Source organism: Rhodococcus sp. LW-XY12, assembly GCF_019317345.1.
Lineage (GTDB): Bacteria > Actinomycetota > Actinomycetes > Mycobacteriales > Mycobacteriaceae > Rhodococcus > Rhodococcus pyridinivorans.
In genome coordinates this window covers 672446-688443 of sequence record NZ_CP079225.1, presented here as the reverse complement: position 1 = coordinate 688443, position 15998 = coordinate 672446, and the positions used below count along the sequence as shown (strand labels likewise).

The 15998-nt window shown below is 69.6% G+C and carries 7 protein-coding genes; 2 read left to right on the top strand and 5 right to left on the bottom strand.

The window, feature by feature from the left end:
* Positions 1-25: 25 nt before the first annotated feature.
* Both KXC42_RS03250 and KXC42_RS03245 read right to left on the bottom strand, forming a co-directional pair.
* The gene (locus KXC42_RS03250; protein WP_219129921.1) at positions 26-2173 is read right to left on the bottom strand and encodes a S9 family peptidase; all 2148 of its coding nucleotides are present in this window, start codon (positions 2171-2173) and stop codon (positions 26-28) included.
* A gap of 6 nt (positions 2174-2179) precedes the next feature.
* Positions 2180-3067, bottom strand: a complete 888-nt coding sequence (locus tag KXC42_RS03245; RefSeq protein ID WP_219129920.1) for a phosphoribosylaminoimidazolesuccinocarboxamide synthase — start codon at positions 3065-3067, stop codon at positions 2180-2182.
* A 108-nt stretch (positions 3068-3175) separates the two neighbouring features.
* Here KXC42_RS03245 and KXC42_RS03240 point away from each other — a divergent pair, with 108 nt between their 5' ends.
* Positions 3176-4609: an MDR family MFS transporter gene (locus KXC42_RS03240; RefSeq protein ID WP_033096840.1), complete on the top strand. Its 1434-nt coding sequence runs from the start codon at positions 3176-3178 to the stop codon at positions 4607-4609.
* A gap of 74 nt (positions 4610-4683) precedes the next feature.
* Positions 4684-5082, top strand: coding sequence for a hypothetical protein (locus tag KXC42_RS03235; protein ID WP_006551838.1), 399 nt, complete (start codon positions 4684-4686; stop codon positions 5080-5082).
* Positions 5083-5150: 68 nt separating this feature from the next.
* On the opposite strand, the gene entS is transcribed toward KXC42_RS03235, so the two are convergent.
* From entS to KXC42_RS03220, 3 genes are read right to left on the bottom strand one after another with little or no spacing between them, the layout of a single operon-like run.
* The gene (entS, locus tag KXC42_RS03230) at positions 5151-6401 is read right to left on the bottom strand and encodes an enterobactin transporter EntS (RefSeq protein WP_219129919.1); all 1251 of its coding nucleotides are present in this window, start codon (positions 6399-6401) and stop codon (positions 5151-5153) included.
* A gap of 10 nt (positions 6402-6411) precedes the next feature.
* Entirely contained in the window at positions 6412-6633 is a 222-nt protein-coding gene (locus tag KXC42_RS03225; protein ID WP_006551840.1) for a phosphopantetheine-binding protein, read from the bottom strand.
* Complete coding sequence (locus KXC42_RS03220; protein WP_219129918.1) at positions 6555-15932, bottom strand: non-ribosomal peptide synthetase; 9378 nt, start codon at positions 15930-15932, stop codon at positions 6555-6557. Before KXC42_RS03220 ends, KXC42_RS03225 begins: the two co-directional genes overlap by 79 nt.
* Between the last annotated feature and the right edge of the window lie 66 nt (positions 15933-15998).

Below are 15998 nucleotides of genomic sequence, written 5' to 3'. Positions count from 1 at the left end.
GCGAGAACGCGAGCGGATACCGAGCTCAGCCCGCAGCGGTCTCCGCGCGGCAGGCGCCCGACGTCTCGAGCACCCACGCGAACTCGAACGCGACCTCGCGCCACTTCTCGTACCGGCCCGACACACCGCCGTGTCCCGCGCTCATCTCCGTCTTGAGCAGCAACGGCGCATCGCCGGTCTTCGTCGCGCGCAGCTTGGCGACCCACTTGGCGGGTTCGACGTAGAGCACGCGCGTGTCGTTGATGCTGGTGATCGCGAGGATCGCCGGGTAATCCTTGGCCTCGACGTTCTCGTAGGGGCTGTACGAGCGCATGTACTCGTACACCTCTGGGTTCTCGAGCGGGTTGCCCCACTCGTCCCATTCGATCACCGTGAGCGGCAAGGACGGATCGAGGATCGACGTGAGCGGGTCGACGAACGGGACGTTCGCGAGGATGCCCGCGAACAGCTCGGGTGCGATGTTCGCGACCGCACCCATGAGCAGGCCACCGGCACTGCCGCCGTCGGCGACCAGCTTCTCCGGGCTCGTGACGCCGGCGTCGATCAGGTGCCGCGCGCACGCCACGAAGTCGGTGAAGGTGTTCTTCTTCGTCAGCGACTTGCCGTTCTCGTACCAGTGCCGGCCCATCTCGCCGCCGCCGCGCACGTGCGCGACCGCGAAGACCATGCCCCGGTCGAGCAGCGACAGGCGTGCGACGGAGAAGGCCGGGTCGATGCTCGCTTCGTACGAGCCGTAGCCGTACAGCAGCGTGGGCGCGTTCTCGGGGGTGCCCTTGCGCGCGACGATCGACAGCGGGATCTTCGTGCCGTCCTCGGCGGTCGCCCACTCGCGGCGCTGCTCGTAGAGCGTCGGGTCGAACTCGCCGAGCACCGGCTGCGACTTGAGCAGCTTCAGCTCACCGGTGCTCACGGTATAGTCGTAGACCCGGCTCGGGGTGATGAACGACGTGTAGCCCAGACGCAGTGTGGGCTGGGTCCATTCGGGGTTCGCGCCCGGTCCGACGGCGAAGAGTTCCTCGTCGAACTCGAGTTCGGTGAGCTTGCCGTAACCCTCGTCGGTCAACGGCCACACCGCGAGTCGGGTGAGGGCTTCGCGGCGGTAGCCGAGCACGAGGTGTCCCTCGAACGCGTCGACGTCCTCGAGGCGCACGTCGTGCCGGTGCTCGATCAGGGTGCGCAGCGCGGACGGGTCGTCGGCGGGAGCCTCGGCGAGGACGAAGTTCTCGGCCTTCTTCCCCGTCTCGGGGTCGACGTCGTTGTGCAGGATCAGGAAGCGGTCCTCACCGGAGATCACGGCGTGCTCGGCACCGTACTCGACACCTTCGCGGCGCGGCAGGATCACACGGAATTCGCCTGTGGGGTTCTCGGATTCGAGCACCCATCCCTCGGTGGTGATCTTCGAGCCGACCCATATCATGAGGTACTTCTCGCTGCGGGTCGAACCGATCGACACCCAGTACCGCTCGTCGGGTTCGTGGAAGACCTTCACGTCCTCGTCGACAGAGGTGCCGAGCTTGTGCCGCCAGACGGTGTCGGGCCGCCACGACTCGTCGACCGTCTGGTAGAAGACGTGGCTGTGGTCGAGCGCCCACGTCGCTCCCGGTGCGGTGCCGGGGATCTCGTCCGCCCGCATCTCACCGGTGGTGAGGTCCTTGATGCGCAGGGTGTAGCGCTCGTCGCCCACGACGTCGGTCGAGTACGCGAGCAGCGTGCCGTCGTGGCTGATCGAGAACGCCCCGAGCGAGAAGAACTCGTGCCCTTCCGACTCGACGTTGCCGTCGAGGAGCACCTGCTCGCCGGGGAGTTCCACACCAGGCGTGACGTCGGGCGGTGTCCAGTCGTCGGCGTCGGCGATCGGGCACCGGCACTGGATCGCGTACTGCTTGCCCTCGACGGTGCGGGCGTAGTACCACCAGTCACCCATCCGGGTGGGGACCGACATGTCGGTCTCCTGGGTGCGCGACCTGATCTCCTCGAAGATCGCCTCACGCAGCGGAGCGAGATGTTCCGTCTGCGCCTCGGTGTACGAGTTCTCCGCATCCAGGTACGCGACGACCTCGGGGTCGTTCTTGTCGCGCAGCCATTCGTAGTCGTCGACGAAGGTGTGCCCGTGATGGGTGCGCTCGAGCGGCACCTTCTTCGCGACCGGCGGAGTGATCTTCGAGGAGGTCATATGCGGTCAGCCGATCCAATCGTCGAAGGACAGTCCCGAAATACGTTCGTACGCCTCGATGTAGCGAGCTCGCGTCTTGTCGACGACGTGCTGCGGCAGCGGCGGGGGCGGGGTGTCGGAGGCGCGGTCCCAGCCCGATTCGGGTCCGGTGAGCCAGTTCCGGACGATCTGCTTGTCGAAGCTGGGCTGAACCTTGCCCTCCTCGTACTCGTTCGCGTCCCAGTAGCGGGACGAATCCGGGGTGAGGACCTCGTCGGCGAGCACCAGATTGCCGGCCTTGTCGAGACCGAACTCCAACTTGGTGTCGGCGAGCAGGATGCCGCGGTCGGACGCGTACATGGCGGCGCGGTCGTAGATATCGAGCGTGTCCTGGCGCAGCTTCATCGCCAGGTTCAGACCGACCTTCTCGACGACGTCGTCGAAGGAGATGTTCTCGTCGTGGTCGCCGAGCGCAGCCTTGCTGGCCGGGGTGAAGATCGGTTCGGGCAGTCTGCTGGCCTCGACGAGCCCCTGGGGCAGGGTGACACCGCAGACGGAGCCCGTGGCTTGGTAGTCGAGCAGGCCGGAGCCGGTGAGGAAGCCTCGGGCGACGCACTCGACGGGCACCATCTCGAGGCGCTTGACCACGAGTGCGCGGCCGAGGACCTCCTCGGGGATACGCTCGTCGTCGGGTTCTCCCGCGAGGTGGTTGTTGGTGGCGTCGAGCAGCTTGAAGAAGAACACGCTCATCGCAGTGAGGACCCGCCCCTTGTAGGGGATCGGGGTCTCGAGCACGTGATCGTAGGCCGAGATCCGGTCACTGGCGACGAGGAGCAGGTGCTCGTCGTCGATCACGTACAGATCACGCACCTTGCCGCCGGCGAGGTGTTGGTAGGACTCGAGTGAAGGACGCACGCTGACACCCTAGTGCTCATCGAGTGGGCGTACCGCACCCCGTGGCGGATATCCCACTCGTTCACAGCCGGGTGGAACAACGAACGTACGAGTGGGAACAGGAGTGGCATGGCCGCATCGTCGCGAGTGGACGTCGGGTTCGGGTCCGAGCGGGGCCCGATCCTCATCGCTCTGATGCTCGCCACCTCCCTCGTGGCGCTCGAGAGCACCATCCTGGCGACCGCGATCCCGACAATCGTCGCGGACCTGGGCGGCTTCACGCAGTTCCCGTGGTTGTTCTCCGCCTATCTGCTCACGCAGGCGGTGCTCGTCCCGGTCTACGGCAAACTCTCCGACGTCTTCGGCCGCACTCCGCTGTTGTTGTTCGGGATCGGGGTGTTCGCGGCGGGTTCGGTGCTGTGCGCGGTGGCGTGGAGCATGCCGGCGCTGATCGCGTTCCGCGCGGTGCAGGGACTCGGCGCCGGTGCGGTGCTGCCGATGGCACAGACGATCGCCGGGGACATCTACACGGTCGCCGAGCGCGCCAAGGCGCAGGGCTATCTCGCCAGTGTGTGGGGCATGTCGGCGGTGATCGGCCCGGCCGTGGGCGGTGTCTTCGCAGACTTCCTGTCGTGGCGGTGGATCTTCTGGATCAACCTGCCGTTGTGTGCCCTCGCGGCGTGGGTGCTCGTCCGCAACTTCCGCGAGGACACGCCGTCGGGACCGCGACCGCGCGTGGACTGGGCCGGCGCGGCGACACTCGCGGTAGGCGCCGCCCTGCTGATCCTCGGCCTGCTCGAGGGCGGGCAGTCATGGGCGTGGACGTCGGCGACCGGGATCGGCATCTTCGCCGCCGGTGCAGCCCTGATCGCGGTGTTCGTGTGGATCGAGTCCCGCGCCGCCGAGCCGATTCTGCCGATCCGGCTGTTCACGCGACGTGTGCTGGTCACCACCAGCGCGGTGTCGTGCCTGGTGGGCGCGGTCGTGCTGGGTCTGACCTCGTACGTTCCGTCGTTCGTGCAAGGTTCGCTGGGGACCACGGCGCTCGTCGCGGGGTTCACGCTGGCGACGATGACGATCGGCTGGCCGATCGCGGCGGCGCAGTCGGGCCGGCTCTATCTGCGGATCGGTTTTCGCAACACCGGTCTGGTGGGTGCGGTGCCGCTGTTGTGCGGCGCGGCGCTGTTGACGCAGGTCGGGGTGGATTCGGCTCCCGGGGAGGTGGCGCTCTGCTGCGTGCTCGTGGGACTCGGGATGGGGTTGATCGCCAGTCCCGCGCTGATCGCGGCGCAGTCCAGCGTCGACTGGTCCGAGCGGGGCGTCGTCACGGGCGCGAACGCCTTCGCACGTGCGATCGGCAGCGCGGTGGGCGTGGCGGTGTTCGGTGCGCTGGCCAATGCAGCCCTCGGGGGCGCAGCGGCGGACGAGACCGTCACCGGAACTCCCGGTGCGGCGCAGTTGGCGGACTCGGTGGCGCCGGTGTTCGTCGCCGTTCTGGTCTGCGCCGTCCTGCTGGTGTCGTGCGTGTGCCTGATCCCGAACCGTCCGGCGGCGGCCGGGTAGGCGACACGCCGCGTGCCTATACCGTTACCTACGAGCTGTTTCGTATTCGCTCGAGATCGGGCACCATCTCTGCGGTGAGAACGACAAGCGGCGGCAAGGACACCATCGACGACGTGACGTACTTCCCCGTCGGAGCTGCGGAGCATGCTCTGCAGCGACTGGCACACGCTACGGCGATGCAGGACACGACGGATTACGAGTCGCTGCGCTCTGCCATGGACGCGGAGTACTTCTGGCGCGGTGTCGCCGAGACCTTCCGGATCGCCGACGAGGCGTTCCGGATCGTGTCGTCCGCGACACGCGACCGGCAGGACATCTGCGCGCACGTCATGGCACGCGCTGCCGACTGGGTGGGCACCATCGAGCTCGCCACCGAGGGATCCCGGTTGTACGGCGCGCTCGTCGCTTACACCCAGGGCGTCAGCGAAGGGTATTCGGCCGTGGAGGCCTGGGCGCGCGACGGACGGGTATGACGCGAAAGCGCTGATCGACGCGAAGGCGGGGCCGGGGATCACCCCGGCCCCGCTCGTCGACCCGCAGGTCAGCCCACAGCTTCGAGATCGCCCGTGTCCTCGAACCGCCGCAGCGTCGGGGTCGCAACGAACATGATCGCGATGATCACCACACCGGCCACGCCGTAGATGGTCAGGGCCATCGAGATCGGCACCAGCGAGGCCACGACGCCCGCCGCGACCGCGCCGACGGAGGTACCGGCCGTCACCTGCGCGCCCCACACGGCCGCGATCCGTCCGCGGTACTCGTCGGAGGTGTTGCGCTGGACGGTCGCGTACCGCACGACGTCCGCGAGCGAGTCGCCGAAACCGTGCGCGGCCAGACCGAGCAGCACGACGGCGAGGACGCCGGTCGCGCCGGCACCCACCAGACCGGCGGCGGAGACCGCCATGAGCAGGTACACCACCAGCCCGTACCGGCGGATCGAGCCGGTCCAGCCGCTGGTCAGCGAGCCGACCACGGCTCCGACGGCGGGTGCGGTGTAGAGCAGGCCGACCACCGACGGTCCGACGCCGAGCACCTCGTCGGCGAACTCCGGGATCAGCACGGCCCAGCCGGACAGCAGCATTGCGAGGAATCCGACGATCAGCACCTGCCCCACCACGCGGTTGTGTACCGCGTACCGGAAACCCGACACCACCGACTTCAGCGGTGATTCCTCCGCCACGTGCGTCGGCGGCAGCGACGGCAGGCGGGTGATGCAGAAGGTGGTGATCGCCGTGGTGAACGCCGCGAGCGCGTAGGCCACACCCACACCACCGGCGGCGATGACGACACCGCCGAGCGCCGGGCCGATCATGGAGCCGAGGTCGGCGGTCAGCGCCATGAGCGCGCCGGCCGCGGCGAGCTTGTCGCGCGGGATCAGGCTGGGGGTTACCGCCATGAGCGCGGTCGACGAGATCCCGCCCGCGATGCCGTCGACGACGGCGAGCACGTAGATCGCCCACATCTGCGGTTCGGGCAGGAACGCGTTGATCGCCAGCAGCGCGAAGGCGACGCCCGCGGTGCCGCGGGCGAGAGCGATGACGTTCCGCCGGTCGTACCGGTCGGCGAGCACCCCGCCCGCGAAGGTGGCCCCGAAGGTGGTCACACCGATCACCGCGGAGACGGCGGCGACCTGCGCCGTCGAGCCGGTGAGCTGGTACACCTGCACGGGCACGGCCACGATGAGGAAACCGAGACCGAACAGCGACACGACGCGTGCGGTGAACAGGTACCGGAACTCGCGGCTGGTCCGCAGCGGGTCGAGGTCGATGAGGAGCTTCTCGAAGACGGCCACGATCACCCGCTCATCCGCGGGTGAGCAGCGCGATCCACTGCTCGAGGTCGGGGGCGGAGGCGAGGTCCACGAAGTCGACCTCGACGCCGGCGCTACGCCACTGTTCCACGAGGGCCATCAGCCGGACGGAGTCGAGTCCCTGGTCGACGAGGCTCACCGAGGGGTCGAGTTCGTCGACGTCGATGTCCAGGATCCGGGCGGTGTCGGCGAGGACGGTAGTGCGATCGAGCATGGTGTTCTCCTTGTTTCGATGTGTGCAGGCGCTGTGCCCTGGTAAGCGGTGCCGGTGAGTTCTTTCGCGGCGACGACGACCTGCACCGTCTCCTGCCAGATCCGCGCGATCTCGGCGAGCGTGTCCGCGTCGACCACGTCCGCTGCGGCGGCGAACTCGCATCCCAGAACCGCGCCGTCCGGGGTGTCCTCGGTGATCGCGTCCACCTGCAGGACGTGGTCGAGCGGCATGTCCGGATCCACCGAACCCCCGATCGCAGCGGCGCCCGGTGCACCCGACCACGGGCTGCCCGACGCCTCGCCGAGCGTGAGCCGACCGAGGTAGTTGAAGACGACGGCCGGCGGCACGTACCGGGCGAAGCGGTCGCCGAAGTCCGGGTTCAGTCGACGCAGCAGGCCGAAGCCGATGCCGTTGTCGGGTCGTTCCCGCGACGCGCGGGCCACCGCACGCAGCACCGCGCCCGCGGCGTCGGTGTCCCGGGACGCGGACGCCACGTCGACCTCCGCCAGATCCACCGTCACCGGATACATCGACGTGAACCAGCCGACCGTGCGCGACAGGTCGGCACCGGGGACCACCTGCTCCTCCCGGCCGTGTCCCTCGAGGTCGATGCGGACCTGGTCGCCACCCCGGACCGACGCCACCGCGACGGCGAGGGCCGAGAGCAGGATGTCGTCGACGACGTTCGCGGCCAGGACCCGCTCGGTGACGTCGACGGGCAGCTGCACGCGGGTCGACCGGGTCGAGAGGACGGTGTCGCGTGCCGGGTCGAGCGGGCGCGAACCGAGCATCGGTTCGTCGGCGTCGACGGCACGCTGCCAGGCCGACCACGACGCGGTGATCCGCTCCGAGCGTGCCGCTTTCGCGAGTTCGTCCGCCCACACCCGGAAGGGTGTGCCGCTCGACGACAGGGTCACCGTCTCCCCGCGTTCGGCCTGTTCGACGGCGTCGGCGAGGTCGGGGACGAGGATCCGCCACGACACGCCGTCCACCACGAGGTGGTTCACGACGATCAGGACGCGTCCGGCCTGCTGCGGCCCGAAGTCGAACCACACGATCTGCACCATCGTCCCGTTCTCGGGATCGAGTGCGGCGTACGCGTTCTCACGCTCCTCGTCGAACAACTCGTCCCAGTCCCGGCCCGTGGCGTCGACGCGCCGCACGGCTGCGGTGAGGTCGGGAACGGTCTCGGGGACCGTCCACGACGGCCGGCCTTCGTCGTCGACACGGAAGGTCGAGCGCAGCATCGGATGGGCGGCCACGAGTGCCTCGACCGCGGTACGCAGGGTGTCGAGCGTGAGCCCGACCGGCGCGACGAGCAGTCGCGCCTGCGAGAACCGGGACAACCCCGTCCACTGCTCGAGGGTGTCCCACACGATCGGCGTGACGGTCACCTCGCCTGCCACGTCGCCGACGGCTGCCGGACGGGTCTGTCCGCCGCCACTGTCGATCGCGGCCGCGAGTGCCTCGACGGTGCGCAGTTCGATCACCTGACGCGTGGTGATCCACAGCCCGGCCGCCCGGACCTTCGACACGAGCTGGATCGAGACGATCGAGTCGCCACCGAGGGAGAAGAAATCGTCGTCGATCCCCACCCGTTCGAGTCCGAGCACGTCCGCGACGAGTCCCGCCAGGACCCGCTCGGTGTCGGTACGCGGTGCACGCGCCCCGACCAGCGACGAGAAGTCCGGCTCGGGCAACGCCTTCCGGTCGACCTTGCCGTTGGCAGTGACGGGGAAGGCGTCGAGTACGAGCACCACGGCGGGCACCATGTAGTCGGGCAGACGCTCGGCAACGGCGGCACGGACGACCGCCGGATCGACGGCACCGTCCGGGGTCACGTAGCCGACCAGACGCGTCACTCCACGACTGTCGGTGTGCGCGTCCACGACCGCGTCCCGCACCCCGCGCACCGCGGTCAGCGCGGCCTCCACCTCACCGAGTTCGACCCGGAAGCCGCGGATCTTGACCTGATCGTCGCCGCGGCCGAGGAATTCGAGCACGGGCCGGCCGTCGGCACCACGCACCCGCCGGACGAGGTCGCCGGTGCGGTACATACGGGTGCCGTCGTCGGCGAAAGGATTCGGCACGAACCGCACCGTCGTGAGGTCGGGTCGGCCGAGATATCCGCGGGCGACACCGGCACCGGAGACGTACAGTTCGCCGACCACACCCATCGGGACGGGCCGGAGCATCGCGTCGAGGACGTACGCGCCGGCGCCGTGCACGGCCCGGCCGAGGCACGGTGTGTCGGCGTCGGTGACGGCCCCGATGAGCGAGTCCACGGTGCATTCGGTCGGTCCGTAGAGGTTGAAGGCGCGCCCGTCGGTCAGCTCCCGCAGTCGCTGCCACGACGCCGGATTGACTGCCTCGCCACCGAATCCGACGGAGGCGGGGCGGTGTCCGCTCTCGTACAGTCCGGCAGCGAGCATGCGGTCGAGGAAGGACGGGGTGACCTCGAGGAAGTCGAGTTCGTGCTCGAGCGTGTATGCGACCATCCGTTCGGGATCACGCATGGTGTCCTCGTCGAAGACGTGCACCGTGTGTCCGTCGAGCAGCCACAGGGTCGGCTGCCACGAGGCGTCGAAACCGAACGACCACGCGTGCCCGACGCCGACGGAATCGCGTCCGGACGCCGCTACGGTCGGGACGTAGAGATCCGCGCGGTGGCTCTCGAACAGGTTGAGCAGGTTCGCGTGCGTGACCGCGACACCCTTCGGCAGTCCGGTCGAGCCGGAGGTGTAGATGACGTACACGCCGTTGTGCGGGCGCAGCGCACCGCGGCGGTCGGCATCCGTCAGTGGGGCGGTGGAGAATTCGCCGAGTTGCAGGTCGGGGTCGTCGAGCACCACGATCCTCGTGTCGCCTGCGATGGGGACGATACCGTCGAGAACCGAGGCGACCGTGACGATCACCTGTGGTCGAGAGTCGGACACCATGTGCGCCAGTCGATCCTGCGGATAGGACGGGTCCATCGGCACGTACACGCCACCCGACGAGATCGCCGCCGCGATCGCGACGACCATGTGCTCGGACCGCGGCAGCGCGAGTCCCACGACCGTCTCCGGTCCGACTCCGGCGTCGACGAGGAGCCGCGCGAGTCGCGCGGAGCGCCCGCCCAGTTCCGCGAACGACAGTGTCGTGCCGTCGGCGACCACCGCAGGTGCGTGCGGGGTGCGAGCGATCTGCCGCGCCAGGAGATCGGCGACGGTCGCCGCTCCGCTCGACGGGGCCGCGGGGGTCGTCGACCGGTCGCTGCGCAGACCGGCCCGCTCGGCGGTCGTGAGCACATCGAGTTGCGCCACGGTGCCGGGGTTCTCGGCGACGAGCTGGTCGAGGATGCGGACGAGGCGCTCCCCCAGTGCGGTGGCGTCGTCCTCGGTGAACAGATCGGTCCGGTACTCGAGGCCGAGGTGCAGTTCGTCCTCCAGTCCCGCGACCAGCACGAGCGGGAAGTTCGTGGCGTCCGAACCCCCGACCGACCCGACCCGCACGCCGCCGTCCCGTTGCGCCGCGTCGAGGGCGTCGCGGTCGACGGGGTAGTTCTCGAAGACGAGGAGGGTATCGAACAGTTCGCCGATCCCGACGGCACGTCGGATGTCGGCGAGACCGACGTACTGGTGGTCCATCACGCGGTTCTGGGTGCCGTGCGTGCGAGTGACGAGATCGGTGATCGACTCCCCCGCCTGCGTGCGGACGCGTACCGGGACGGTGTTGATGAACAGGCCGATCATCGATTCCACGCCCGGCACGTCGGGGACGCGCCCGGAGACGATCGCACCGAAGACGACATCGTTTCTGCCGGTGAGCGACCCGACGAGAAGGCCCCAGGCGGTCTGCACGAGTCCGTTGACCGTGACGCCCTGTGCGCGGCTCGCTTCGACGAGCCGCCGCGACAGCCCGTCGGGCACGGCGACCGTCAGTTCGGCGGGAAACTGCGGTCGCAGCGCCGTACCGGACGGTGTGACGAGGGTGGGTTCGTCCACGCCGTCGAGCAACTCGCGCCACACTTCGACACCGGCCGCGACGTCCTGTTCGCCGAGCCAGTCGAGGTAGTCGGAGAACGGCACGACCGGCGCGAGTCCGGCGGCGGAACCCCCGGCGGCGTAGATCTGCAGGAGTTCCTGCACGAGCAGCGGGGTGGACCAACCGTCGGAGACGAGGTGGTGCATCGTGAACAGCAGTCGCGCACGCGTCGGTCCCGCGACCACCAGCGTGAAGCGCACCAGGGGTGCGGCCGCGAGATCGAATCTGCGGGTGCGGTCGGCGGCGAGCAGTTCCGCCACCCGCGTGTCGAGGTCGCCGGGCTCGACGGTCCCGAGATCGACGACCTCCCAGTGCGGTTCGGCGGTAAGACGGACGACACCGATCGGTTCGCCCGCTGCGCCGAGTCGATAGCCGGTGCGCAGAACGGCGTGCCGGTCGACGAGTGCACGCACCGAGCGCTGCATCGTGCCGGCGTCGACGCGGCCGTCGAGGGCGAGGTCGGTCTGCATCGTGTAGACATCGACACCCTCGGCGACACTGCCCGATCCCGACGGCTCGTCCAGTCCGGCCAGGAAGTACATGCCGCGCTGCAGGGGTGTCAGCGGCACGACGTCCTCGATGCCGTCCGGATTCTCGGCGTGCAGTGCGAGCACCTCGTCGACGGACAACCCGGACGCCGTGAGCACCGACGGCACGGGGACGCCCACGGCACCGCCGGACACCGTGTCGGTGAGAAGGTGCAGTGCCGCGAGCCAGCGCTGCCCGATCCGGCGGGCCCGATCGGCGTCGAGAGCACCGGTGGCGTAGGTGAACACCGCCGAGAGAGCGGGTCCGTCCGGTCCGTCCTCCGTGATCGCGTTGACGTCGAGGACGTGGTCGAGGGGCATGGCCGGATCGACGGAACCACCGAGCGCGGCCGCCTCGGGTGCGGCCGACCACGCGGAGTCGGCGGTATCGCCGAGGGTCATCCGGCCGAGGTAGTTGAACATCACCTCCGGGGTCCGGTAGCCATCGAAGCGGTCGCGGTCGTCGCCGAGGAAACGCAGGAGACCGAAGGAGATTCCGTTGTCGGGAATGCGTTTCAGCGATTCGGTCGCGTGGGCGACGGCCCGGAGCGGAGCACCGCCGTCGAGTGCACGGTCTCCGCCGAGTTCGACCGTCACGGGGTACAGGGAGGTGAACCACCCGACGGTACGCGACAGGTCGGCACCAGGCACGATCTGTTCCTCGCGTCCGTGACCCTCGAGATGCACTCGCAGGGCGGATCCACCGCAGACGTCGGTGACGGCGAGTGCGAGGGCCGCGAGCAGCACGTCGCCGGTGCCGATACCGAGGGCGGACGGCACCGTGGTGAGGATGCGTTCGGTGACGTCGACCGGTACGTCGATCTCGACGGACGCCGAGGTCGACACGATGTCGCGCTGCGGGTCCAGGGCGCGGCTTCCCACCGCGGGCGAACTCTCGGCGGCGAGGGCGGATTCCCAGAGCGGCCACGATCCGGTGATCCGCTCGGACGAGGCCGCTTCGACGAGCGATTCCGCCCACTCCCGGAAGGACGTCCCGGTGTCCTCCGGTGCTGGCGTCTCCCCGCGGGTGGCCGCGGAGACGGCACCGGCGAGGTCGGGCACCAGGATCCGCCACGACACGCCGTCGACGACGAGGTGGTGCGCGACGACGACGATCCGTCCGGCCTGCTGCGGTCCCGGGTCGAGGAAAACCACGCGGAGCATCACCCCGGCTTCGGGGTCGAGTGCGTCGACAGCCTCCGCCGACGCTTCGGCGATGAGGTCGTTCCACGAAATTTGTTCCGTGGTCGAGTGATCCACTCGCCGGACGAGCGTCGCGGCCTCCGGGATGTCCTCGGGCACGATCCATGTCGCACCGCGACGAGTACGCCCCGACGGTTCCGAGTCGCCGACGGTGAACCGCGAGCGCAGCATGGGGTGGGCCGCGAGCAGCGCCCGCACACCCGTGACCAGATCCATCTCCCGCAGGCCGACGGGGGCGACGAGCGTCCGGGACTGGGTGAATCGGCGCAGCGAGTCGAACGATCCGGACGCGAGGGATTCGTGCACGATCGGCGTGACGGGCACCGGGCCGGTCGCCGCCGTCCGGGCTCGTCGGGGTTCCTCGGCGGGTGCCTCGCACGCTGCGGCGAGTGCGGCTGCGGTGCGCAGTTCGAAGACCTGACGGGCGGTCACGCGCAGGCCGGCCGCGCGTAGACGCGACACGAGTTGGATGGAGACGATCGAATCGCCCCCGAGGGTGAAGAAGTCGTCGTGGACACCCACGCGGTCGAGGCCGAGGACGTCGGCGACGGTGGCGCACAGCGTCCGCTCGGTCTCGGTGCGCGGTTCGCCGGCACCCGCCAGGGACGAGAAGTCCGGTTCGGGCAACGCCGTCCGGTCGACCTTGCCGTTGGCCGTGATCGGAAGGACGGGAAGAGCGACGAGCACCGCCGGGACCATGTAGTCGGGCAACCGGTCGGCGAGCGCGGCCCGTACCTCAGCGGTGTCGGGTCCGTCGCCGACGATGTACCCGACGAGGCGGGTGGTCCCCCGGTGGTCGGTGTGTGCGACCACCACGGCGTTCCGCACGGCCGGATGCGCGGTGAGCGCGGTCTCGATCTCGCCGGGTTCCACTCGGAATCCGCGGATCTTGACCTGGTCGTCGTCGCGGCCGACGTATTCGAGTGTGCCGTCGTCCGTCCAGCGCACGACATCACCCGTGCGGTACATGCGGGCACCCGCGACCCCGTAGGGATCGGCGACGAAGCGTGCCGAGGTCAGGTCGTGGCGGCCGAGATAGCCACGGGTGACACCGTTTCCGGAGACGTACAGTTCACCGGCCACTCCGATGGGCACGGGACGCAGCCAGTGGTCCAGGACCCGCACGCTCGTCCCGGGAGTGGGACCGCCGATCGTCACGGTGTCCCCCGCGATGTGCGCGGAAGTCGCGTCGACGGTGCATTCGGTGGGTCCGTAGCAGTTCGTCGCCACCACGTCGCTCGCGGCGAGTCGCTGCCACAGCGCGGTGCTCACCGCTTCGCCGCCCACGGTGACGATCGCGGGAACGTGCCCACCCGGTTCGAGGAGACCGGCGTCGAGCAGGCGGTTCATGAGCACGGGCACGGTGTCGACGTAGTCGATGCCGTGGGTGCGCACGTAGTCGACGATGCGGTCGACGTCGGCACGGTTGTCGTCGGGAAGCACATGCAGCACATGGCCTTCGAAGAGCCAGGTGAGCGCGGCGACCGCCGAGTCGAAGGCGAACGGGTAGGTGAGCAGGACGTGCCACTGCCCGTCGCGCGGCGCACGACCGGCGGCGTGCATGGGCCCGGCGGCCTGTGCGGCGTGCAGGTCGGCGAGATTGGCGTGCGTGACGGCCACGCCCTTCGGCAGACCCGTGGAGCCGGAGGTGTAGACGACGTAGGCCAGATGATCCGGGCGGAGCGGAGCGCGCCGGTCCGCGTCCGTGAGCGGAGCCGACGACAGCGCCGACAGTGTGGACTCGACATCCGGGTCGTCGAGGACCAGCACGTCGACCCCGTCGAGCACCTCACCGAGACCCGCGCGCACGGCCTCGGTGGTGATCACCAGACGCGGTGCGGCATCGGTGATCATGTGCTTCAACCGGTCGGCGGGATAGGACGGGTCGAGCGGCAGGTAGGCGCCTCCGGCGGTGAGGACGGCAACGATCGCGTCGACCATGGCGCCGGTCCGGGAAAGCGCGAGACCGACCCGGTCGTCGGGTCGCACGCCGCGGTCGACGAGCAGCCTCGCCAGTCGCGCCGAGGCCGCGCCGAGTTCACCGAACGACGATTCCTGCTCACCGCACACCACTGCGGGTCGGTCGGTGCCGGTGGTGAACCGGTGCGCGAGCAGGTCGGCGACGGTGCCGCTCGACGGTGCGGCGGGTGCGGTGGACCAGGTGCCCAGTACACGCCCCCGTTCCGAGGACGGCAGGACGTCGAGGTCGGCGACAGGCGCATCGGGCCGGGCACACAGGGCCTCGAGGATCGCGACGAGGCGGGCGCCCAGGGCGGCGGCCTCGTCCGCGTCGATCAGCGACGGGCGGTGGTCGAGCTTGACGACGAGCCGATCGGACATGCCGGCCGTGAGGACCAGCGGATAGTTGGTGGCGTCGCGTCCGTCGACGCCGGTGATCGTCACTCCCCCGGCGCGTTGCGCTCGCTCGAGGGCGTCGCGGTCGACGGGATAACTCTCGAAGACGGTGAGGGTGTCGAACAGTTCACCGATCCCGACGGCGCGCTGCACCTCGGACAGGCCCAGGTACTGGTGATCGACGGTGCGCGACTGCTCGAGCTGTACGCGTCGCAGCAGTTCGGTGACGGTCGCGGCGGGATCGAGCCGCACCCGCACCGGAACGGTGTTGATGAACAGCCCGACCATCGATTCCACGCCGACGAGTTCCGGAGGGCGGCCCGAGACCGTCGCGCCGAAGACGATGTCGTCGCGGCCGAGCAGACCGGACAGGAGCATCGCCCACGCGGTCTGCAGCACCGTGTTGAGCGTGACGCCGCTCGCGCGGGTGAGCTCCGCGAGCTTCGCGCCGAGCCCGTCGGGGACCGGAACCTCGAGTTCGCCGCAGCGTTCCGACGAGCGGGTCGCTCCCGGCGGTGCCACGAGCGACGGCTCGCTCACACCGTCGAGCGCCTCCTGCCACAGCGACCGGGCGGCCTCGTGGTCCTGGCGCCCGAGCCACGCGAGGTAGTCGCGGTAGGGGCGCACGGACGGCAGGCCCGACGCCGATCCCCCGGCGGCGTAGATCTCGAGCAGCTCGCGCACGAGGATCGGGGACGACCAGCCGTCGACGACGATGTGGTGGGCGGTGAGCAGCAGGCGCACCTCGTCGGCGCCGAACCGCACGAAGGTCCAGCGAACGAGCGGCGGTTGCGTCAGGTCGAACCAGTCGTGCAGGTCGTCCTCGACGATCCTCAGGAGCCGACGTTCCGCCTCGGCGCGTTCGAGACCGGACAGATCCTCGCTGCGCCAGGGATTCTCCACACCCGACACGACGAGACCCGCCGTACGGCCGTCCTTACGGGGACGGAAGCACGTGCGCAGCGCCGGATGACGGTCGAGCAGCGCCTGCGCGGAGGCCGCCATCCGCTCCTCGTCGACCGCCCCCGAGAGTCGCACCACCGATTGCACCGTGTAGGCGTCGGGATCGGCCGCAGCCGTGTCGTCGGATGTCGAGCCGGTCGGCGCCGCAACGGTACTCAGGTAGAGCAGGCCCTGTTGCAGCGGCGAGAGCGGAACGATGTCTTCGAGCGCAGTGGAACGGGTCATCTGTCGCTTTCGGTATGGACGGTCATTTCGGGCACGGACGACGAACGGCCCCCGCGCCGGGACGTC